Source organism: Aliirhizobium sp. YIM B11859 (assembly GCF_057163345.1).
In genome coordinates, this window is record NZ_JBXHAY010000001.1 from 495,912 (window position 1) to 517,763 (window position 21,852).

21 protein-coding genes are annotated in these 21,852 nt (G+C 61.0%); 13 read left to right on the forward strand and 8 right to left on the reverse strand.

The window, feature by feature from the left end; translation table 11 throughout:
• Window positions 1-10 precede the first annotated feature (10 nt).
• The gene (locus AC2GXZ_RS02165) at window positions 11-1,228 is read right to left on the reverse strand and encodes a lytic murein transglycosylase (RefSeq protein ID WP_483757477.1); all 1,218 of its coding nucleotides are present in this window, start codon (window positions 1,226-1,228) and stop codon (window positions 11-13) included.
• Window positions 1,229-1,427: 199 nt separating this feature from the next.
• Between AC2GXZ_RS02165 and galU the strand changes: the two genes are divergently transcribed.
• Window positions 1,428-2,321 (forward strand): UTP--glucose-1-phosphate uridylyltransferase GalU, encoded by an 894-nt coding sequence (gene galU, locus AC2GXZ_RS02170; protein WP_483757478.1) that lies wholly within the window; start codon window positions 1,428-1,430, stop codon window positions 2,319-2,321.
• Window positions 2,322-2,418: 97 nt separating this feature from the next.
• Here the strand turns inward: galU and AC2GXZ_RS02175 are convergent, their stop codons facing one another.
• Both AC2GXZ_RS02175 and AC2GXZ_RS02180 read right to left on the reverse strand, forming a co-directional pair.
• Window positions 2,419-3,693 (reverse strand): sugar MFS transporter, encoded by a 1,275-nt coding sequence (locus AC2GXZ_RS02175; protein ID WP_483757479.1) that lies wholly within the window; start codon window positions 3,691-3,693, stop codon window positions 2,419-2,421.
• Between the two features lie 377 nt (window positions 3,694-4,070).
• Window positions 4,071-5,666, reverse strand: coding sequence for an outer membrane beta-barrel protein (locus tag AC2GXZ_RS02180; RefSeq protein ID WP_483757480.1), 1,596 nt, complete (start codon window positions 5,664-5,666; stop codon window positions 4,071-4,073).
• A gap of 147 nt (window positions 5,667-5,813) precedes the next feature.
• On the opposite strand from AC2GXZ_RS02180, the gene AC2GXZ_RS02185 reads away from it, so the two are divergent.
• Window positions 5,814-6,809 carry a KpsF/GutQ family sugar-phosphate isomerase gene (locus tag AC2GXZ_RS02185; protein ID WP_483757481.1) on the forward strand — a complete coding sequence of 332 codons (996 nt, stop codon included), beginning with the start codon at window positions 5,814-5,816 and terminating at the stop codon, window positions 6,807-6,809.
• A 23-nt stretch (window positions 6,810-6,832) separates the two neighbouring features.
• Here AC2GXZ_RS02185 and AC2GXZ_RS02190 read toward each other — a convergent pair whose 3' ends face one another.
• Both AC2GXZ_RS02190 and AC2GXZ_RS02195 read right to left on the reverse strand, forming a co-directional pair.
• A complete protein-coding gene (locus AC2GXZ_RS02190; RefSeq protein WP_483757482.1) occupies window positions 6,833-7,186 on the reverse strand; it encodes an Atu4866 domain-containing protein in 354 nt (117 codons plus the stop codon).
• A gap of 26 nt (window positions 7,187-7,212) precedes the next feature.
• Window positions 7,213-7,935 (reverse strand): SDR family oxidoreductase, encoded by a 723-nt coding sequence (locus AC2GXZ_RS02195; protein WP_483757483.1) that lies wholly within the window; start codon window positions 7,933-7,935, stop codon window positions 7,213-7,215.
• 112 nt (window positions 7,936-8,047) lie between these two features.
• On the opposite strand from AC2GXZ_RS02195, the gene AC2GXZ_RS02200 reads away from it, so the two are divergent.
• From AC2GXZ_RS02200 to AC2GXZ_RS02240, 9 genes are all read left to right on the forward strand, one after another.
• Complete coding sequence (locus AC2GXZ_RS02200; RefSeq protein WP_483757484.1) at window positions 8,048-8,962, forward strand: LysR family transcriptional regulator; 915 nt, start codon at window positions 8,048-8,050, stop codon at window positions 8,960-8,962.
• A gap of 137 nt (window positions 8,963-9,099) precedes the next feature.
• Window positions 9,100-10,263, forward strand: coding sequence for an aminodeoxychorismate synthase component I (locus AC2GXZ_RS02205; RefSeq protein WP_483757485.1), 1,164 nt, complete (start codon window positions 9,100-9,102; stop codon window positions 10,261-10,263).
• On the forward strand, window positions 10,248-10,883 hold the full coding sequence (locus AC2GXZ_RS02210) for an aminotransferase class IV family protein (RefSeq protein WP_483757486.1): 636 nt from the start codon (window positions 10,248-10,250) through the stop codon (window positions 10,881-10,883). The genes AC2GXZ_RS02205 and AC2GXZ_RS02210 overlap by 16 nt, the downstream gene beginning before the upstream one ends.
• A 91-nt stretch (window positions 10,884-10,974) precedes the next feature.
• On the forward strand, window positions 10,975-11,943 hold the full coding sequence (locus AC2GXZ_RS02215; protein ID WP_483757487.1) for a heme-dependent oxidative N-demethylase family protein: 969 nt from the start codon (window positions 10,975-10,977) through the stop codon (window positions 11,941-11,943).
• A gap of 158 nt (window positions 11,944-12,101) precedes the next feature.
• Window positions 12,102-13,553, forward strand: a complete 1,452-nt coding sequence (locus AC2GXZ_RS02220; protein WP_483757488.1) for a homospermidine synthase — start codon at window positions 12,102-12,104, stop codon at window positions 13,551-13,553.
• Window positions 13,554-13,724: 171 nt separating this feature from the next.
• Window positions 13,725-14,087: an outer membrane lipoprotein Omp10 gene (gene omp10 / locus AC2GXZ_RS02225; protein WP_483757489.1), complete on the forward strand. Its 363-nt coding sequence runs from the start codon at window positions 13,725-13,727 to the stop codon at window positions 14,085-14,087.
• Window positions 14,088-14,306: 219 nt separating this feature from the next.
• A complete protein-coding gene (locus AC2GXZ_RS02230; RefSeq protein ID WP_483757490.1) occupies window positions 14,307-16,259 on the forward strand; it encodes a 5'-nucleotidase C-terminal domain-containing protein in 1,953 nt (650 codons plus the stop codon).
• A 171-nt stretch (window positions 16,260-16,430) separates the two neighbouring features.
• Complete coding sequence (gene hemH, locus AC2GXZ_RS02235) at window positions 16,431-17,465, forward strand: ferrochelatase (protein WP_483757491.1); 1,035 nt, start codon at window positions 16,431-16,433, stop codon at window positions 17,463-17,465.
• 214 nt (window positions 17,466-17,679) lie between these two features.
• Window positions 17,680-18,369 (forward strand): SDR family oxidoreductase, encoded by a 690-nt coding sequence (locus tag AC2GXZ_RS02240; RefSeq protein WP_483757492.1) that lies wholly within the window; start codon window positions 17,680-17,682, stop codon window positions 18,367-18,369.
• Window positions 18,370-18,385: 16 nt separating this feature from the next.
• On the opposite strand, the gene queE is transcribed toward AC2GXZ_RS02240, so the two are convergent.
• From queE to queC, 3 genes are read right to left on the reverse strand one after another with little or no spacing between them, the layout of a single operon-like run.
• Window positions 18,386-19,123: a 7-carboxy-7-deazaguanine synthase QueE gene (gene queE / locus AC2GXZ_RS02245; RefSeq protein WP_483757493.1), complete on the reverse strand. Its 738-nt coding sequence runs from the start codon at window positions 19,121-19,123 to the stop codon at window positions 18,386-18,388.
• Window positions 19,120-19,488: a 6-carboxytetrahydropterin synthase QueD gene (queD, locus tag AC2GXZ_RS02250; RefSeq protein ID WP_483757494.1), complete on the reverse strand. Its 369-nt coding sequence runs from the start codon at window positions 19,486-19,488 to the stop codon at window positions 19,120-19,122. The genes queE and queD overlap by 4 nt, the downstream gene beginning before the upstream one ends.
• A complete protein-coding gene (gene queC / locus AC2GXZ_RS02255; protein ID WP_483757495.1) occupies window positions 19,488-20,198 on the reverse strand; it encodes a 7-cyano-7-deazaguanine synthase QueC in 711 nt (236 codons plus the stop codon). Before queC ends, queD begins: the two co-directional genes overlap by 1 nt.
• A gap of 135 nt (window positions 20,199-20,333) precedes the next feature.
• Here queC and AC2GXZ_RS02260 point away from each other — a divergent pair, with 135 nt between their 5' ends.
• Together AC2GXZ_RS02260 and AC2GXZ_RS02265 are read left to right on the forward strand one after the other, a co-directional pair.
• Window positions 20,334-21,365 (forward strand): SPFH domain-containing protein, encoded by a 1,032-nt coding sequence (locus tag AC2GXZ_RS02260; protein ID WP_483757496.1) that lies wholly within the window; start codon window positions 20,334-20,336, stop codon window positions 21,363-21,365.
• 4 nt (window positions 21,366-21,369) lie between these two features.
• Window positions 21,370-21,834: an NfeD family protein gene (locus AC2GXZ_RS02265; RefSeq protein WP_483757497.1), complete on the forward strand. Its 465-nt coding sequence runs from the start codon at window positions 21,370-21,372 to the stop codon at window positions 21,832-21,834.
• Window positions 21,835-21,852 lie beyond the last annotated feature (18 nt).

The window sequence follows — 21,852 nt, forward strand, 5'->3', positions numbered from 1 at the left end:
CCGCCAGTTGTCAACGCAGCGCGTGCAGGAGGCTCTGCGAAGGTTCTCCATCCGCCTGCATGCCGAGCCGCTGCTGGATGGCGGAAATCGCAGCCTTCGAGCCGGAGCCGAAATTGCCGTCTATCTCACCGTCGTAATAACCGAGCTGCTTCATGCGCGACTGCAGCTCGAATTTTTCCTTGATGTCGAGCGTGCCGTTCGGGCGCGGCCAGGATTGCTGCATGCCGCCATAACCGGCAATCTCGTCGGCCAGAAGCCCGACCGCGAGCGCGTAGCTGTCAGCGGCATTGTATTTCTTGATGGTGTAGAAGTTCTTCATCATCAGGAAGGCAGGACCGCTTGAGCCGGCCATCAGCTTGAGCGTGGCGCGATCGGACCCGCGCGGAAAACCCTTGCCATTGGGGCGGGCAAAACCGAGTGCCGCCCATTGGGCAAGCGTCTTGGTCTGGCCTTCGTATTTTGTTGCGCCGGACGGCAGCACGGCTTCGTAACCCCATGTCTTGCCATTGGTCCAGCCGTTCTGGGCAAGCAGATTGGCGGATGTTGCCAGCGCATCGGGGATCGAATGCCAGATGTCGCGTTTGCCGTTGCCATCGGCATCCATCGCATAAAGCAGGTAGCTGGTCGGGATGAACTGCGTATGGCCCATGGCGCCGGCCCAGGAGCCAGTGAGCTGTTTCGGCGTCACGTCGCCGGCCTGCAGGATTTTTAACGCCGCAATCAGCTGGGTACGGGCAAATTTCGCCCGCTTCGGATCGGCCCATGCCAGTGTCGCGAGCGCCTGCGGAACATAGTGCAGCCGCTCCGGCTTTTCCAATACTGCACCATAATTGGACTCCATCGACCAGATGGCCAGAAGGATGTTCTTGTCGACGCCGAAATGGCGCTCGATGGCGTTCAGCGTTGCGCCGTGGCGGGCAGCCATCTGGCGGCCGATCTGGACGGTATAGGGATTGACGCGGCTATCGAGATATTCCCAGATTTGGGATTTGAACTCGGGCTGGTACTGCGCCTTCTGCAGCGCTTCCGGATCCGGCTCGGTAATGCCGGCAAAGGCCTTGTTATAGGTCGAGCGGGTAATGCCGCTCTCCGAAGCTGTAGTGTAGAAATTTGCAACCCATGTCTTGAAACCCTGATCGGCACGGGCATTTAAAGGCATCATGCCGATTGCAAGGCCGGCTGTTATCATGAGAGCCAGGCTGCGCGAGCGGTTGCGGAATTTGTCCATCGCAGTCGTATCCGTTCCTTCATTCGCCGTTCATGGCGTGACTGGTATGCGGTTCAACGATGTCTTAACAAAATAGAGTCAACAAATTCTTTACCATAGGTAGCATGTCTGGGGCAGTCCTTTGCGAAACAGTAGCAAATGGGCGTTAGACGCCTAAAAGTTCAATTCCGCACAATGAAGTGCATTCCAGGAGGCATGAGTGTCTGAACAGCGTAAGATCCGCAAAGCAGTCTTCCCGGTTGCCGGGCTCGGGACGCGTTTCCTGCCGGCCACCAAGGCCGTACCGAAGGAAATGCTGACCGTCGTCGACAAGCCGGTCATCCAGTATGTGGTGGACGAGGCCGCCGAAGCCGGCATCGAGCATTTCGTTTTCGTCACCGGGCGCGGCAAAGGCGTCATCGAAGACTATTTCGACATCCAGTTCGAACTCGAGCAGATGCTGCGCGAGCGCAACAAGAATGCCGAACTGACGCTTCTGTCGCATATCCTGCCGAAGGCGGGTACGGCGAGCTTTACCCGCCAGCAGGTGCCGCTCGGTCTCGGCCATGCCGTCTGGTGCGCCCGCGACATCGTCGGCGACGAGCCTTTCGCAGTGCTTCTGCCGGACATGATCATGTCGTCGGAAAAGAGCTGCCTCAAGGGCATGGTCGAACTTTACGAAAAGACCGGCGGCAATGTTCTAGCGGTCGAGGAATGCGATCCGGAACAGGCCCACAAATACGGTATCGTCGGCAAGGGTGCTGCCGTTGGCAATGAAGGCGGCTTCAAGATTACCGAAATGGTCGAAAAGCCTGCCAAGGGGACCGCACCGTCGAACTTCTTCATCAACGGCCGCTACATCCTGCAGCCGGAAATCTTCAAGATCCTGGAAACCCAGGAGCGCGGCGCCGGCAACGAGATCCAGCTGACCGACGGTATGCTGGCGTTGGCCAAGGCCCAGGAATTCGCAGCCTATCCGTTCACCGGCGAGACCTATGACTGCGGCGCCAAGGATGGCTTCATCCTGGCCAACCTCGCATTCGCCCTGCAGCGTCCGGATATTCGCCCGGCGATCGAGGGCCCACTGAAGGCCATGGCCGCCAAGCTCAAGTAATCCAGCCGGCATATGAACCAAAAAAGCCCCCGCGGATACCGCGGGGGCTTTTCTTTTTGGCCAGTGCGAGGGGAAGCCCCCCGCCTTGCCGATCGGATCAGACGGCCTTGTGGCCCTTGATGCCGTAATAGAAGATGTAGATGTAGCACAGAACCGGCATCAGGAAGGCAAGATGGATGCCGACCGTGTCGGCCAGCGCGCCCTGGACGACCGGCAGGATGGCGCCGCCGACGATGGCGAGGCACAGGATGCCGGAGCCCTGGCTCGTATGGCGACCGAGGCCCTTCAGCGCGAGGCTGAAGATCGTCGGGAACATGATCGAGTTGAACAGGCCGATCGCCAGCACCGCCCACATGGCGAGCGAACCGCCGGCAAATACCGTGATCAGCAGCAGGATGGAGGCGTTGAAGGCGAGAGCCTTGCCGTCATCGACATAACGCATGACATAGGCGCCGATGAAACGTCCGACCATGGCGCCGCCCCAGAAATAGGAGACGTAATGGGCGGCCTGGGCTTCCGGCAGGCCAGCGATGGACGGCTCGGCCAGGTAGTTGACCAGGAAGCTGCCGATCGAGACTTCACCGCCGACATAAACGAAGATGCCGATGGCGCCGAGGATGAGGTGCGGATAGGACCATGCGGAGGCGCGCTCGCCACCTTCGGAAGCGACTTCTTCCTCTTCGATATGCGGCAGCTTGAGGGCTGCGAAGATCGCAGCCAGAACCAGGAAGGCGATGGCGAGGATCATGTAGGGGAAGCGGACGGAGTCTGCTTCTTCCAGGCGCAGTGATTCCAGCTGCTGGCCGGTTGCGGTCGTGATGTCGCCGGTCGCAGCCGACAGGATCAGGAAGGCGCCGAACAGCGGCGCGATCGTGGTGCCGAGCGAATTGAAGGCCTGGGTCAGCGTCAGACGGCTGGCCGCTGTTTCAGGCGCGCCGAGTTCGGTGACGTAAGGGTTGGCGGCGACCTGCAGAACCGTCACGCCGGCTGCAAGCACGAACAACGCACCGAGGAACAGGCCGTAGACGCGGTAGCTGGCTGCCGGGATGAAGAGTGCGCAACCGACGGCGGCGATCAACAGGCCGACAACGATGCCCCACTTGTAGCTGATCCGCTTGACCAGCGCGCCCGCCGGCAGCGAAACGATGAAGTACGCGCCGAAGAAGCAAAGCTGGATCAGCATCGACTGCGTGTAGTTCAGCGAGAAGACATTCTTCAGATGCGGGATCAGAATGTCGTTCAGGCAGGTGATGAAGCCCCACATGAAGAAGAGCGACGTCAGGGCGACAAGAGCGAACTGATAATTGTTGGCACCGGTGCGGGAGGACTGAGTGCCTCCGGCCTTCGGGCTGTTATTGCTGAGACTAGCCACTTTAAAACCTCAAACTTACGCCGTGCGGCAATGCTGCATTGCGGCAAAAATGTGCCGAATAGACTCGCTATATGTTGCAGTTGCTAACGGTTGGAAGAGGGTTTTCGTCTAGAGGGTGATTCCTCCACTGCTTAACGAAGGTGGCGAGTTTGAAAAATGGGCTGCTACCTTTGCGTTCTTCGCATGGCAAAAGTGTCGCTTGCGGTGGGTTGACGAAACAATCGGTCGTGCCGCTGTCAAGTGCCGACACGATGCGGCAAATTGGCCGTGCCATTTAAGGTCCAGCTTACCAAATCGCACAAATTAGAGGCATTAGAGGTGCCGCCAAGTCGGGCATGTATGCTTGCATTGCATCACGGATAATCACGAAAATGTGATTATCGTTTCACGGCGAGGCCGATGCCCGCACGCAGAATGTCCTGATCCGAACCTCCGCCGGTCGTTCGCTCGTATTCCACATCACTGGTGAGATCGAGGTAACGGTTGATGCTCCAGGTGAGACCTGCGCCGGTGATCCAGGTCACGTTGTTTTGGCCACCGGTTTGAAAATCGCGATAGGTCGTGCTGCCTGTCAGGCGTGCCACCAGATGGTCGCGCAACTGATGTGCAAGCGCGGAACTCAGCTGATATTCGGTCCACCCGCTCTGGCCGGCCGTCGTGGAATCCTGCACCGTGGTGCGCAGGCCGAGATTGACGTCGGTGCCGCGTTGCGGCGACCAGGCCACGTTGCCGTCCATGGTGAAGGCGTCGATGGATTTCAGCCGGGCGTCCTCATAAGCGACGTGCTCATAGCCGCCGGCAAGTTCGCCGCTCAGCTTTTCTCCGAAATCGACAGCTACACCGGCGCGTCCGGCGTAGCTGTCGGAGGATCGCTGGTAACCGGCGTTGTCACGGCGGCGATCGTAGACCGTGTGGCCGAGTGTGACCTCGGCAAACGGAATGATCGCCGGGGACAATTCGTAACCGAGGCGCAGGCGACCGTCGATCCCAGTGCGGTTCCTGTCCTTCATGCTGAAGACCGAGCCGTCGGAGAGTTTTGCGTCGGTATAGATCTCGCGGGTGACGCCGATCGCGGCAAGACCGCGGATCCGACCGAGATTACGCTCGATCGAAGCCTCGCCGCCGAACTGATGAACGCCGGCCTGTTCGGAGGCATCGCCGATCGCATTCGGGTCGGCGACATCCTCGCGCTGGAAATCGTAACTGCCGATAACATGGCCGGTCGTATCGTCGGCGAGATCAAGGCGCAGGTCCGCATCGAGACGCGCATGCGGATCGGTATCGCTTTGATTGCCGTTGGTATTGCGCTCGAAGACGCCTTCGCCGGTCACCGTCAATGCGTGGCGCGACCAGTCCGAGCTCAGCGTGCCGCGGATACCTGTGGCAAGGTAGTTTCGGGTGTCCTTGGAACCGCGATCGCGGGTGATCTCGGTGTTCATGCTCTGGCTGACCGAGGGGCGAAGCACGAAGGTTCCGAGACGCACACCGGGCGCCGTGTCGGTTGCGGCCCGTTGTTCCTCCCATTCCGGCCGGTCGAGTGGAGCGGTGCCGGGATCAAGCGCTTGCTCGGGAGATTGGTTGAGGTCTTCCTCATAAGGCTGGTTCAGGTCATCGGCCGCCGTTGCAGTGCCCGATTGCGCCGGCCTCAGCCCCGTGTTGCCCTGGCCCGCGCCGTTGAGGGCGGCGTTGGCGGGATCCATGCCAGTGATGCCGGTCGTCGCCTGAGTGGGATCCGTCTGTCCGGAGGTTGCCGGCCAGCCTGTGGTGCCGGCGCCTGTGCCCTGCGTCACCGTCGTTGTGCCGGCAGTGCCGAACTGGCTGTCCGGCAGGCCGATCAGAGGGCTCGCATTATCCGAAAAAATGCTTTGTGCCGCGGAAGACGAAGCGCTCGACAGGGACGCGACTGCGACGAGAAGGCCGATAGCCGTCCGTCGCCCTTGTCGGGCCGCTCTTGTCAGAGATGTTTTTTCCATCGAATGCCCGGCAAGCTCAAATACTTACTCAAAGGTAAAGTGATGTGGTTAAGGATTGGTTGAAGAATTGCCGCGGCAGTGGACGAAGCGCCGCGCCTCCCAGAAAGCCGATAGACTTGGAATTCGAAAAGGACTAAGGCTTCGACCATGATCAAGCGCGCTTTACAACTCGTCGAACATGACGTCGTGGAGTCCGCATTGCGGACGGTTTCTTATGGACAACAAGGGCTTGGCGCGCTGGATGCGGCGTTGCAGAATGGCCTTGGTGTAGCCTTTCGTCAGGCGGCGGAACTGATCGGCACAATCGACGGTCGAGTTGTGATCACCGGCATCGGCAAGAGCGGCCATATCGGGCGGAAGATCTCCGCCAGCCTGGCTTCCACCGGCACGCCGTCCTTCTTCGTTCACCCGGTCGAAGCCAATCACGGCGATCTCGGCATGATCACGGCAAGCGACGTGGTGCTGGCGCTATCGTGGAGCGGCGAGACGGCCGAACTTCAGGGACTGGTTTCGTTTACGCGGCGTTTCTCCATACCCTTGATCGCGATGACCTCCGGCGAAGCCTCAACTCTGGCGCGCGAAGCCGACATCGTGCTGCTTCTGCCCAAGGCGCAGGAAGCCTGCCCGCACGGGCTGGCGCCGACCACCTCGACGCTGATGCAGCTTGCCCTCGGCGATGCGCTGGCCGTGGCGCTTCTGGAAGCACGCGGGTTTTCGGCCGCCGATTTCCGCGTCTACCATCCGGGCGGCAAGCTCGGCGCGATGCTGTCGCATGTCAGCGACCTGATGCATACGGGCGATCGCCTGCCTCTGGTTGCCATGGGCTGTTCGATGCCGGATGCCATTCATGAGCTTTCTGCCAAGCGGTTCGGCTGCGTCGGCGTGATCGACACGGACGGTCGTCTTTGCGGCGTGGTGACGGACGGCGATATCGCCCGCCACCTCGACAACAATCTCGGCGCGATGAGCGTCGATGAGGTGATGACGCAGAACCCCAAGACGGTCGGCAAGGACACGCTGGCCACGGCGGCGATGGCGATCCTCAACAAGCACAGCATCGGCGCACTGTTGGTCGTGGACCAGGACAAACGCCCGATCGGCATCGTGCATTTCCACGATCTGTTGCGGGTCGGGGTGGCCTGAGGCCTCCCCGCCGAGAAACCCCGCTATTTCTCCCGATAGAAAATCATGCCGCCGTGATGCAGCGTGTCTGCATCCACGAACGTGCCGTCAGCGGTGAAACCGGTGTCGTCCCAGTAGTCGATGTGGGTGCCGCGAACCTCGTAACGGCCCTGATAGGCACTCTTGCGGCTGCCGCGCGCCTCGTCATATCGGCCGGTCGCCAGAAGTTCCTGGCGGATGCGGCCGTCGCCGGTGACCCACATGCCGAGATAGGGATGGGTGGCGATTTGAGCCTGATTTTGCATGGGTTGTTCTGCCTTTGAGAGATGGACCACCGCGCCGAGGGAGGTGGCGGTGGCGAGGATGGTGCCGACGATGACGAGGAGAGGCCTGCTCATGGTCGTGTCCTTGATGATTTGGCCGCTCAGTGTGCGGCTCTGGTCGGGCGGATGACGATCTCGTTGACGTCGACATCTTCGGGCTGCTCGACGGCAAAGCGCACGGCGCGGCCGATCGCGTCTGGTGTCAGCGCGATGGCACGGTAGGTTTTCATGCCTTCGGCGGCGGCCGGATCGGTGATGGTGCTTGCCAGTTCGCTTTCGACCACACCCGGATGGATGCAGGTGACGCGCAACCGGTCGTTTTCCTGTCGAAGGCCGTCCGAAATCGCGCGTACCGCGTATTTGGTGGCGCAATAGACGGCGGCTGTCGGCGAAACTGCCAAGGCGCCGATCGAGGCGATGTTGACGATATGGCCCGAACCGCGCGCCGTCATTTCGGGCAATACGGCGGCGATGCCATAGAGAACGCCCTTGATGTTGACGTCGATCATCGTGTCCCACTCATCGACCTTCATCGAGGCCATCAGCGATAGCGGCATGACGCCGGCATTGTTGACGATCACGTCGACACGACCGAATTCCTGCCTTGCGGCTTCCGCGAAGGCTGCGACATCGGTGCGGTCTGTGACGTCGAGCCTGCGGGTCATCACCTTGCCGCCGGCGGCGCGGATTTCGTCCGCGACAGCCTCCAGCCTGTCGGTGCGGCGGGCGCCGAGGACGACGGTCGCGCCGGCCTTTGCCAGTTCGTGGGCTATACCGACGCCGATGCCGCTCGATGCGCCGGTGATGAGAACAACCTTGTCCATGACTTTCTCCCTGATAATTCGCCGCCCGATTGCGGTTGTCAGGAAGATAGACCTCGGGCATTGTTGCGATAAGTCGCCTGTCGATTCACTTGAAGGTAAGAAAATCTAACCAATGAGCTTCGACTTCAATGCGCTCGCCGTGTTTTCGATGGTTGCCGAAGAACGTAGTTTTCGCGCTGCGGCCGACCGTCTGGGGGTGACGCGATCGGCGGTCAGCCAGACGATCCGCAAGCTGGAAGAGACGCTCGGCATTGCGCTTGTCAGCCGGACGACGCGCAGTGTGTCGCTGACCGAAGCGGGAGAGCGACTGTTTGCCGAGATTGCCCCGGCGCTTGCCGAGATGCAGGGCGCGGTCGACGCTGCCGGACATCTCGCAGGGCAACCGCGTGGGCAGTTGCGGCTTGCCGTGTCGTCGATTGCCGAAAGTTTTCTGTCCGGGCCGCTGCTGGCGTCGTTTCTCGACGGCAATCCCGAAGTGAAGCTGCATGTGACGGTGACCGACGAGGAATTCGATATCGTCGCGGAAGGTTATGACGCGGGTGTGAGGCTCGGAGAAGTCATCGCACAGGATATGATCGCCGTGCCGGTTTCGGGCGGCCAGCGGCAGATCGCGGTTGCCTCGCCGGCCTATCTCGAGCGGTTCGGAGCGCCGGTGCATCCCGGCGAACTGGCCGGCCGGCGCTGCATCGGTTGGCGCAAGGCGGTTGGCGTGGCACCTTATCGCTGGGAGTTTGCCGAGAACGGCCGCGAATTTTCGGTGGCTGTGGCAGACACGATCACCACGACCGATATGGCGCTGATGATCAAGCTTGCGATCGCCGGTGCCGGTATCAGTTTCGGCATGGAGGAGAGTTTTCTACCGGCGATCGATCGCGGCGAACTTGTGCCGATGCTTCAAGATTTCTGCCCAAGTTTTCCCGGCTTCTATCTCTATTATCCGAGCCGGCGAAACATGGCGCCGAAGCTGAGGGCACTGGTGGATCACCTGCGCAGCTTCCGGCTCGATTCGGCAAATGCCGCAAACTGATTGGCATCATCGATTGGCGTCTGGGGATTTCGCAATCGGCGCTTCAAACGCGCATGTGGTGGTGTTAATTGCGCGATAGTTTCACGCGCATCCGCGTGACGAGATTGATCAGGCTCAGGAGAAAACAGGCAAGCGGCATGGATAAGGGGAGATTTGCCACTATCCTGTTTCGCGATGACCTGGCCGGGACAAGCCTGGCCTTTTCCTCGCCCGTCGAACTTATCGTGGCGCGGAGCGTAGACGAGGTCATTCCCGCCCTGCAGCGGCTGGAAGAGCATCGCCGGTCCGGCAAGTGGCTTGCCGGTACTCTCGCCTATGAGGCCGGTTTTGCCTTCGAGGACAAGCTGATCCCGCTTGCGCCCGAGGGCCGCGAGACGCCGCTTATCTGCATGGGCGTGTTCGATGCGCCGTGCGAGGATGGTGACGTCTCACTTGTGATTTCGGAAGAGAGCCTGTCCGCGGCGGGTTTGAGCGAGCCGCGGGCGGAATGGGACGAACGGACCTATGCCGAACGATTTGCGGTGCTGCATGACCACCTGCGCAAGGGCGACTGTTTCCAGGGCAATCTGACTATGCCGATCACGGCGCGCTGGACGGGTGATGCGGCCGCGCTGTTCCGGTCTCTGATCGAACGCCAGCCGGTGCGTTACGGCGCGCTTGTCGAGCTTGGCGGGCCGGCGATCGTGTCGCGCTCGCCGGAACTGTTCTTTTCGGTCGACCGGGACGGCTTTATCGAGACCCATCCGATGAAGGGAACCGCGGCAAGGGGCAGTTCGCCGCAGGAAGACGAAGCGATCAAGGCGGCGATGCTTGGCGATGAAAAGACGCTGGCGGAAAACCGGATGATCGTCGATCTGTTGCGCAACGATATCTCGCGTATCAGCGAGGCCGGGACGCTGTCGGTGCCGAAACTTTTCGACATCGAAACCTATCCGACCGTGCATCAGATGGTCAGCCATGTTCGCGCCAAATTGTTGCCGGATGCCGGCCTGCCGGAGATCATGCGGGCGCTGTTTCCCTGCGGCTCGATCACCGGGGCGCCGAAGCTCAGTGCCATGACGATATTGCACAAGCTGGAAGCCGGGCCGCGCGATGCCTATTGCGGGGCGATCGGCTGGTGCGATCCGGCCGGGCCGATGCGATTTTCGGTGGCCATCCGCACGCTCTCCCTTTTCTCGGACGGGCGGGCGGTTTTCAATGTCGGCGGCGGCATCGTCTTCGATTCGGTGCCGGAGGCGGAATATGACGAGTGCCTGTTGAAGGCGCGGTTTGCGGTGGGAGACCAATGGATTTCTCGTTGATCGAGACGATGCGCTGGACGCCGGATGCGGGCTTTCTGCGGCTGGAACAGCATCGCAGGCGGCTTGTCCGCTCGGCCGATGCGCTCGGCTTTCGCCAGCCGGCGGATATCGAGGGCGAGCTGAAGGCGGCCGTCAGTGGCGACGGTCCGCTCAGGGTCCGGCTGGTCATGTCGTTTCGCGGCAAGATCGAGGTGACGGTTTCGCCGTTTACGCCGCAGCCCGACGATGCCGCCTGGAAGATCAGGATCGGGACGACGAAGCTCAAATCCGACGATCCGCTCTATCGTCACAAGACCTCAAGGCGGGAACCCTATGAGGCGGCACGGGCGGAGTTCTCCGGCGATCAGGCCGATGAAGTGCTGCTGACCAACGAACGGGGTGAGCTCTGCGAGGGGACGATCAGCAATCTGTTTGTCGAGGATCAGGACGGCATGCTTTTGACGCCGCCGATCACAAGCGGCATCCTGCCCGGTGTGCTGAGGGCCGACCTCATCCGCGAGAGGCGCGCTAAAGGTGCGGTGCTGATGCCGGCCGATCTGGAGGAGGCGATACAGGCAGGGCGCAGGATTTTTGTCGGCAATTCGCTGCGCGGGCTTATCCGCGCCGAACTTGTCGGCTGATTGTCACAAAAGCGGTCTGCCGCCGCTGGTGCGGGGTTGAAAAGGTGTCGAGTTGAAATCACACTGCGGCAAACAGGAGATGCCGCAGCCGATGTCCGTTTCCGCACCTTCGCATGATACGCCCGAGGCCGAGATTGCCGAAAGCAGCGCATCCCCAAGCCATCCGCATCTGACCTATACGCCGTATGACGGGTCGTCGAAGCCGTTCACCATCGGTCTGGCGCAGCTCGAGCCGGATGGCTGGATCGAGCCCGATGATGCGCTTGCCGAACAGGTGCTGCTGAAGCGGCAGATCGTGGCGGAACACGGCGAGCGCGTGTTGCGGGCCGAGGCGGGAACGGAGGAGGCACAGCAGGAGGTTCTCGATCTGCTTGCCGACTATCTGCCGGCCCATCATCAGAACCGCTACTGTCTTTCCGGCACCCGTTTGTCGGTTGCGGGTGTCGAGACGGATCTTGGCGACGAGAGCATGATGCCGCTCGAGCGGGCCGGTTATCTGTTGCAGGACGATCTGGTGATCATGCGCAAGGGTGAGGGCGGTTTTCGGATCGCGGCGGCGTTTCTCGCCTTTCCGTCCTCATGGCGGTTGTCGGAAAAATTCGGCCTGCCGATGGACGAGATCCATGCCCATGTGCCCGGTTTTGAGGGCGGCAGCCGCAATGCCGGGCTGATCAACCGGATGTTCGACAATCTTTCGCCCGGCCGGCTTGTGGTGCGATGGAACTGGTCGCTCAACTGGTCCTATGCGCTTTATCATCCGAATGCCAAATCGCCGGAGGAAAAGCGCGGCGTGCCGGCAGAAAAGGCCTTCATCCGGGTGGAGCGGCAGACGTTGCGGAAGCTGCCTGTATCCGGCGACATCCTGTTCACCATCCGCATCTATCTCGACCCTGTGGCCGCCATTCTGGCCCAGCCGAATACGGCCGAGCTTGCCGCATCGATGGCCGATCAGCTCGACGCGATGTCGGGTGACGAACTCGCCTATAAGGGGCTCACCGAAAAGCGTGCCGAGATCGTTGCCCTGCTGCGGGAAGCAGAGGCCGTTAAGACTTTGGCGTAATAGTGCCACGGGCTTGCCGTGTTCATGGAACAAACCCTTTATTGTGACGAAGTTTTGTGATCTAGGCCGCGCCATCAAACGGGCGTTACACTGGACCGTTAGGCCGGGAAAAACCGGCTGCGGTCGTGCAATAGCAGTCCATTCATAGGGAGTAAGACATGTCGGATACCAACTACCCGGTCTATGCCGAAATCACCGGTCCGATCGTGATGATCGGCTTCGGTTCGATCGGCCGCGGCACGCTGCCGCTGATCGAGCGCCATTTCAAGTTCGACAAGAGCCGGATGGTGGTCATCGACCCGCGGGAAGAGCCGTCCGACATGGATATTCTTACGAAGCACGGCATCCGCCACATCAAGGCACATGTCACCAAGGACAATTACAAGGAGCTGTTGAAGCCGCTTCTCGACGACGGCAAGGGTGGTCAGGGCTTCTGCGTCAACCTGTCGGTCGATACCGGCTCGCTCGACCTGATGAAGCTCTGCCGCAAGCTCGACGTCCTTTACATCGACACGGTCGTCGAGCCCTGGCTCGGCTTCTATTTCGACAAGAGCATGAAGAATTCCGAGCGCACCAATTATGCGCTGCGCGAAACCGTGCGCCATGAAAAGAAGAAGAACCCGGGCGGCACGACCGCCGTTTCCACCTGCGGTGCCAATCCGGGCATGGTCTCGTGGTTCGTCAAGCAGGCGCTGGTCAACCTCGCCAACGATACGGGCCTGAAGTTCGACGAGCCGGATCAGAACGATCGCGAAGGCTGGGCCAAGCTGATGAAGAAGCTCGGCGTCAAGGGCGTGCATATCGCCGAACGCGATACCCAGCGCACCAAGCACCCAAAGCCGCTCAACGTGTTCTGGAACACATGGTCGGTCGAAGGCTTCATTTCGGAAGGCCTGCAGCCGGCCGAACTCGGTTGGGGCACCCATGAAAACTGGATGCCGAAAAACGCCAAGAAGCACAAGAAGGGCTGCAAGGCCGCCATCTATCTGGAACAGCCGGGTGCCAATACCCGCGTTCGTACATGGTGCCCGACGCCTGGCCCGCAATACGGTTTCCTCGTCACCCATAACGAGTCGATCTCGATTGCCGATTACTTCACGGTCGAGAAGGATGGCGAAGTCGTTTATCGCCCGACCTGCCACTACGCCTATCACCCGGCCAACGACGCGGTTCTGTCGCTGCACGAAATGTTCGGCAATGGCGGCAACCAGCAGCCGGTCCTGCATGTTCTCGACGAACATGAGTTGGAAGACGGTGTCGACGAACTCGGCGTGCTGCTCTACGGCCACGAAAAGAATGCCTACTGGTACGGTTCGCGCCTGTCTCTCGAAGAGACCCGCCGCATCGCGCCTTATCAGAATGCCACCGGCCTGCAGGTAACATCCGCCGTTCTCGCCGGCATGGTCTGGGCGCTGGAAAACCCGAAGGCCGGCATCGTCGAAGCCGACGAGGTCGATTACAAGCGTTGCCTCGAAGTGCAGACGCCTTATCTCGGCCCGGTCGAAGGCCATTACACCGACTGGACCCCGCTCGAAGGTCGCCCGGGCCTGTTCCCGGAAGATATCGACGAGAAGGACGCCTGGCAGTTCAAGAATATTCTGGTGCGCTAAAGCATCACGCCCAAGAAAATTGTGCAACAATGGAACGCCCGCGGCATACGCGGGCGTTTTGCGTGTAAACTCCATCGTGGCATATCTACACAAGTCCACAGCTTGCCATACATTGAGCGGGGCGCCATGGTCAGGATCATGCATGACCGAGCTTACCGCGGGAGATAGATGATGAATTTCAAAATGGGTTTTGCGCTCGTCGCCGCTGCCAGTCTGAGCGCCTGCGTGTCGTCACCGCCGCCGCGCCAGGTGGCAATGGCCCCCCAGCCGCAGGGCGTCGAAGGCTCCTGGGTCGATCCGAACGGCATCGTCTCGAGCTTCCAGGGCGGCACGTTCAACACCCGCGCCAGCGACAGCAATGCGCTGCTCGCATCCGGCACCTATACGACCCTGTCGCCGACGCTGGTCGAGATCAACATGACGTCGCTGGTGCGCAAGACCCAGTCGCGCGTCAATTGCGCGCTGGTGACGCCCGGCCAGCTAAACTGCACGCAGGACAGCGGCGCGCAATTCTCGCTGACACGCAAGATGTAACGCGACGAAAAGCAGCATCTTCAGCAATTTAGGAAACCCCGCCCATGCGGGGTTTTCGCGTTTTTGGCGCAAAACGATGCGGCGCACCCTTGTCATATTTGGCTTGAAACCGATTTTGCTTGGTGAAACCATGCGCTGCACAATCACTGTCACGCTGGAACAGTAGAACAATCGGGAACAGCCGTGCAGCAACACGGCTAGATGACAAGGAGAGAGACGATGATGAAGACGATAGGATTGGGGCTTTTGACCGCATCGGTCATGGCCCTGTCGAGCGGCGCGGCATTTGCCGATTACGAACTCAACATCCTGCACATCAACGATTTCCACTCCCGCATCGAATCCGTCAACAAATACGACAGCACCTGCTCGGCCGAAGAAGAAGGCAAGGGTGAATGCTTCGGTGGTGCCGCGCGCCTGCTTACCGCGATCAACCAGACGCGCGATGCGCTGAAGGCCGACAACAAGAACGTGCTGCTGCTCAATGCCGGCGACAATTTCCAGGGTTCGCTGTTCTACTCGACCTATAAGGGTGCGGTCGAAGCCGAAGTGCTCAACGCGATGAAGTTCGACGCGATGACGGTCGGCAACCACGAATTCGACGATTCGGACGACGTGCTCGCGACCTTCCTCGACAAGATCCAGTTTCCGGTCGTCACCGCCAATGTGGTGCCGTCGGCCGCCGCCAAGATCGGCAATCGCATCAAGCCTTATCTCGTTCTCGAAGTCGGCGGCCAGAAGATCGGCATTGTCGGTGCCGTGACCAACGACACGCCGGAAATCGCCAATCCCGGCCCAAATATCACCATTGCCGACGATGTCGCCAAGATCACCGAAGCGGTCAAGGCCGTGAAGGCGGAGGGCGTGGACAAGATCATCGCGCTCACCCATGTCGGTTATCCGCGCGATCTCGCCTATATCGCCAAGATCCCGGATGTCGATGTCGTGGTCGGCGGTCATACGCACACGCTTCTGTCGAATACGGTGAAGGGTGCGGCCGGTCCCTATCCGACCTGGGTCGACAATCCGGGCGGCTACAAGGTGCCTGTCGTGCAGGCGTTCCAGTACAGCCGTTACCTCGGCGACCTTAAGGTCGTGTTCGACGATGCAGGCGTGGTCAAGTCGGCAGAGGGCGAACCGATCCCGGTCGACGTCAAGTTCCAGCCGAATCCCGAGATGGCTGCCCGTGTCAACGAGCTGAAGGCGCCGATCGAAGAGCTGAAAAAGAAGGTCGTCGGCCGTGCGGAAAGCCCCATCGAGGGTGACCGCAAGATTTGCCGCGCCGCCGAATGCTCGATGGGTAACCTGCTTGCCGATGCGCAGCTCGACCGCGTCAAGGATCAGGGCATCACCATCTCGATCCAGAACGGTGGGGGCCTGCGTGCTTCCATCGATGCCGGCGAGATTTCGATGGGCGAAGTGCTGACCGTGCTTCCTTTCCAGAACACGATCGCGACGTTCCAGATCAAGGGTTCTGATCTCGTCGCAGCCCTTGAAAACGGCGTCAGCCAGATCGATGACGGTGCCGGCCGTTTCCCGCAGGTGGCGGGCATGAAATTCTCCTTCGACAAGTCGAAGCCGGTCGGTTCGCGCACCAGCGCCGTCGAGGTGAAGGAAGGCGAGGCCTTCGTGCCGATCGACCCGAACAAGGTCTATGGCGTCGTCACCAACAACTATGTTCGTGGTGGCGGTGACGGTTTCAAGATTTTTGCGACCGCTGCCCAGAATGCCTATGATTTCGGCCCGAACCTCGAACAGGCGGTGGCCGAGTATCTCGGGGCGCACAATCCCTACAAGCCCTATACCGATGGCCGCATCACCGACCTGACTCCGGCCGGTTACACGCCACCCCCGCCGCCGGCACCGGCCGCAGCGCCTTCTGCCGCTGCTCCTGCTGCAACACCCGCACCCGCCGCTCCGGCACCTGCACCGGCAACGACCGCCCAGGCTCCGGCTGCAACGGCTCCGGCCGCCGTCGAGGCGCAGGGACAGACCACGCCGCCGGCCGCCGGCCCGAGCAAGTATACGGTGGTGAAGGGCGACAGCTTGTGGAAGATCGCCGAAAGCACCTATGGCGACGGCGAGAAGTGGACCGAGATCTCCAAGGCCAACAAGCTGCGCCATCCGGACGTTATCCAGGTCGGCAAGGAACTGGAATTGCCGGCCAAGTGAGCGCCTCGATCTCGGTCGAGGCGGGGATAACAAAACTAAATGACGGATAGGGACAAATTGTCCCAGTGACGATTGCGGCTCGGGGTTTCCCGAGCCGTTTTTTATTCCTAAGTAATCCGCAGCTTCACCACGACCGTAGTGTTTTCGGTACGCTCATCTGGAAGACATTTCATGACCTCTTCGTCGCCTTTCACACCCGCCGGCCATCCGCCCGTATCCTTCGGCAAGGTCGGCGTGCTGCTCGTTAATCTCGGCACGCCGGACGGCACGGACTACTGGTCCATGCGCCGTTATCTCGCCGAATTCCTGTCCGACAGCCGGGTCATCGAGTGGTCGAAACTCTACTGGTACCCGATCCTCTACGGCATCGTCTTGAACAAGCGGCCGCAGAAGGTGGGCAAGGCCTATGAGGCGATCTGGAACAAGGATCTCAACGAAAGCTACCTGCGCACCTATACCCGCAACCAAGGGGAACTGATGGCCGAGCGCCTGAAGGACCTGCCGAATGTCGTGGTCGACTGGGGCATGCGTTACGGCAGCCCGTCGATCGCCTCGAAGATCGATGCGTTGAAAGAGCAGGGCTGCGACCGTATCGTGCTTTTCCCGCTCTATCCGCAATATGCGGCGGCAACGACCGCGACCGTCAACGACAAGGCTTTCGAACATCTGATGAAGCTGCGCTGGCAGCCGGCCGTGCGCACGGTGCCGACCTATCATGACGACCCGGCCTATATCGAGGCTTTGGCCAATTCGGTGCGCAGCACGCTCGCGTCGCTCGACTGGGAGCCACAGCTGCTGATCACCTCGTTCCACGGCATTCCGCAATCCTATTTCAAGGCCGGCGATCCCTATCAGTGTTTCTGCCAAAAGACGGCGCGGCTGTTGCGCGAGGCGCTGGGTTATACGGACAAGCAGCTGCGCATCACCTTCCAGTCGCGGTTTGGGCCGGAAGAATGGCTGCAGCCCTATACCGACAAGACGATGGAGGGTCTGGCCGCAGAGGGCATCAAGCGGGTGGCCATCATGAACCCCGGATTCGTTTCCGATTGTCTTGAAACGCTTGAGGAAATCGCCGGCGAGGCGGGCGAAATCTTCATGCATCACGGCGGCGAAAAATTCGTACACATCCCCTGTCTCAACGATAGCGAGGGAGGGATGAACGTGCTGGAAACGGTCGTTCGCCGCGAATTGCAGGGGTGGGTTTGATCCGGCTGATTCCGGCAGGAACGAGCCCCTCACCCACAGCGTAGCCTGCTGAGCTGTACCTCTCCCCGTAAACGGGGCGAGGGGACGTGCCACACTTGGGGTTGGAGATGACCGAAACCTCGCGGCTTGCGTCCTTCGCCCCGCCTGCGGGGAGAAGGTTCCGGCAGGCGGATGAGGGGCTATCGGAGAGCCCAAATAACCGAAGGAGCAATCCATGAAAAAAGCAATCGTCACCGGCGGCGCCGGGTTGATCGGAACCGGTATCTGCGAGGCACTGATCGCGCGCGGGTTCGAGGTCGCCTCCTTCGACATGGCCGGCAAGCTGCATTCCATCGAGGCCGTGCGCGCCATCGAATGCGACGTTGCCGACGAAGCCTCGGTGGAGATCGCGGTGGCCGAACTGGGCTGGGATCGTCTGGACCTTCTGGTCAACAATGCGGGTGCCACCGGCGGGGCGCTCGGTACGTCGATCCTCGACATGTCTTATGCAGACTGGCGGCGGGTGATCGACAGCCATCTGACCGGGGCCTTCCTGATGACGCGGGCCATCGTGCCGCTGATGAAGACGGGTGGTTCGATCGTCAACATGGCCTCTACCCGCGCCTTCATGTCGGAGCCGAATTCGGAAGCCTATGCGGCGTCGAAGGGCGGGTTGGTGGCGCTCACCCATGCGCTCGCCGTCAGCCTCGGCCCGAAAATCCGCGTCAACGCGATCGCGCCGGGCTGGATTACCAATGAAACGATGCTGTCCGAAGAGGACGAGGCGCAGCATCCGGTCGGCCGGGTCGGGCGGCCGAAGGATATTGCCGATGCGGTGCTTTATCTCGATGGTGCCGGTTTCGTCACAGGCCAGGTGCTGACCGTCGATGGCGGCATGACCAAGAAGATGATCTACGCCGAATAGGATTTCGGAGCGCCGGTCAGACGCCCCGCTTGTTGCCCCAGAGCAGGACGTGAAGCTGCGGCAGCACCGTTGCCGAAAACCAGCGGTCTTCCGTCACCTTGTCAACCAGCCACAACATCCGGTCCATGATGCCGTCCATGTCGATGCGGGCATCGTCGTCTTCCGGCGGAGGCGGCGTGTGGTTGCCGGGCTGGAGGTAGACGGGGAGTTCCGGGTAACGTTCCGACGCCAGTCTGGCGAAGGTATAATCGGCGTCGTCGAAGATGACGAATTTCAGCGCGATGCGCGGCGCTTTTCCAGCCGCGGCGAGACAGTCGGCCAGCGCGTCCCAATCCGTCTCCATGCCGCTCGACGGGGGTTTCGGTGACAGGACGAGCACGTCGAGATCGGAAAACCAGTCGCGGGCAATGCTGCCCTGGGTCTCGATGGCAAAACGATAGCCATCATTCTTGCCGCGGCGGATCAGCGATTTCAGCGGCTGGATCGCCGGGTTGCCGCCCGACAGCGATACCGTCAGCGGCATGCCGCCGGAGAGATTGCGCACCTCATCCCAGATCGCTTCGGCATCCATCGGTTTCCAGTCGTGACGATAGGCGCTGTCGACCGCGTGCAGCGTATCGCACCAGGAACAGCGGTAGTCACAACCGCCGGTGCGAACGAATACGGTCGGCTGGCCGATCAGCATGCCTTCGCCCTGGATGGTCGGTCCGAAGATCTCGCTGATGCGGATGGTTTCAGCAGACGAGGCGCTCATGGGCGTGCCTCGGGCCGGTACTCCGCCCAGGTCTTCGGCGTTTCGCTGACCCTGACGCCTGAAGTTTCCGGCAGGCGCTGTTTGCACCAGTCATAGAAATGTTTCGCCAGATATTCCGACGTCACCTTGTCGTGGCCCAAAACCTCGTTCAGGTGGCGATGGTCGAATTCGTCGTCGATATAGCGCTTCAGCGGCGCCAGTTCGTGATAGTCGCGCACGAACCCGTCCTCGTTGAGATCGGCGGAGGCCAGTTCGACGACGACGATATAGTTATGGCCATGCAGGCGGGCACATTGATGATCGGCCGGCAGGTGTGACAGCTGGTGCGAGGCGGAGAAGTGGAATTCCTTGGTGATACGGTACATCAGCGGACGTCCTCGGCTTTAAAGCCTTCGGTCGCGGCCTTCCAGAATTCCGGGTCCTCATAGTCTGTCGGGTCTTCGATGCCGGCGAGATGAAAGGCCTCGCGGCGTTCGACGCATGTGCCGCAGCGGCCGCAATGGCGCTCGCCGCCCTTGTAACAGGACCAGGTTTCGGCAAACGGCGTGCCGTGGCCGGCGCCATCGGTGACGATGTCGGCCTTGGAGCCGGTAACGTAAGGGGCGAGCAGTTTCACCGAGGCGTAACCGTCCAGCGCGTGGCGCTGCATGGCGTCGAAACTGTCGATGAAGCCCGGCCGGCAGTCGGGATAGATGAAATGGTCACCGCCATGGACGGCAATCGCGACAGCATCCGCCTGACGCGCTGCCGCGACGCCGAAGGCGATCGCCAGCATGATGGCATTGCGGTTCGGCACGACGGTGATGCGCATGGTCTCTTCGGCATAATGGCCGTCGGGGACGTCCAGATCGTCGGTCAGCGCCGAGCCGGTCAGTTGGCTGCCGATCGAACGCATGTCGATGATCTGATGGAAGACGCCGAGCCGGGTTGCCGCGGCGGCGGCAAATTCGAGTTCTTTTTTGTGGCGTTGGCCGTAATCGAAGGAGATGAGGCCCATGAGGTCGCCACTGGCGGCGATATTGTGGGCAAGCGAAACGGAATCAAGTCCGCCGGAGCAGACGACAATGATCTTCATATCTATGGTCCTTGTTTTATCCGGGTAGGCTGCGACCGGTCTTGCGGTGCCTATTACGGCAATCGGGCGCGCTTGTGAATGCCGGCCCGGTTGAATAGGATCACTTGCATATTTGCGACATTGGAGGAGGATGGAATGTTCCTGGGCGGCTTCGATATTTTCGTGATCGTGGTGGTCGTGCTTGCGATCCTGATGCTCTTCGCGCTGGTGAAGACGGTACCGCAGGGTTACGCCTATACGGTCGAGCGTTTCGGGCGTTATACGCGCACGCTGCAACCGGGGCTCAATATCCTGACGCCGTTCATCGAGCGCATCGGTTCGAAGATGAACGTGATGGAGCAGGTGCTCGACATCCCGACGCAGGAAGTGATCACCAAGGATAATGCGAGCGTCGCCGCCGACGCGGTGGCCTTTTATCAGGTGCTTAACCCGGCGCAGGCCGCCTACCAGATTACCGATCTCCAGAATGCCATCCAAAACCTGACGATGACCAATATCCGTTCGGTGATGGGGTCGATGGATCTCGACGAGCTTCTCTCCAACCGCGACATCATCAATGAACGCCTTCTGCGGGTGGTTGACGAAGCCGTGCATCCCTGGGGTATCAAGGTCACCCGCATCGAGATCAAGGATATCCAGCCGCCGAAGGATCTCGTCGAATCGATGGCCCGGCAGATGAAGGCGGAGCGCGAGAAGCGCGCCCAGATCCTGGAGGCGGAAGGTTCGCGCAACGCGCAGATCCTGCGTGCGGAAGGCGCCAAGCAGGCAGCCGTTCTGCAGGCGGAAGGCGAGCGTGAGGCAGCATTCCGCGAAGCGGAGGCCCGCGAACGGCTGGCGGAAGCGGAGGCGAGAGCCACGCAGGTGGTGTCTGAGGCGATCGCTGCCGGCGACGTGCAGGCGATCAACTATTTCGTCGCGCAGAAATACACCGAAGCGCTGATCGAGATCGGCAAGGCTGGAAATTCGAAGGTCGTGCTGATGCCGCTCGAAGCCTCGTCGCTGATCGGCTCGCTCGGCGGCATCGGCGCGATTGCCAAGGAAGTGTTCGGCGACGGCAATGGTCCGGCACCTTCGGCGCCGCGTGCCCAGCCGCCGCGTCCGACGCGCAGCACGCCAACGGTGACGGCCGTCGTGCCGCCATTCACGCCACCGACGTCAGAGAGATAAGGCGATGATCGTCGAACTCTGGAACAGTTTCGGACCCTGGAGCTGGTGGATCGTCGGCATGATACTGCTGGCGCTGGAACTCATGGTTCCCGGTGTTTTCCTCGTCTGGATCGGTGCCGCAGCGGTGGTTCTCGGGGCCTTGTCTCTGGTGTTATGGGATAAGGCCTTCTGGGGCTGGCATGTGCAGCTTCTGCTGTTTGCCGTGCTGTCGATCGTGTTTGCAGTGCTGGGGCGCCGTTTTTACAACGGCAAACGCACGACGAGCGACGAGCCATGGCTCAACCGTCGCGGCGAAAGCCTGGTCGGCCGCACGGCCACACTTTCCGAGCCGATCCAGGAAGGCCGGGGCAGAATCAAGCTCGACGATACGATGTGGTCGGTGATGGGGCCGGACCTGCCGGTCGGTTCGCGTGTCAGGGTCGTGGCTGCGATCGGCCGGGACCTGACTGTGGAGCCGGTGGTGCGGTAAGAGGGATATCTGCAATCC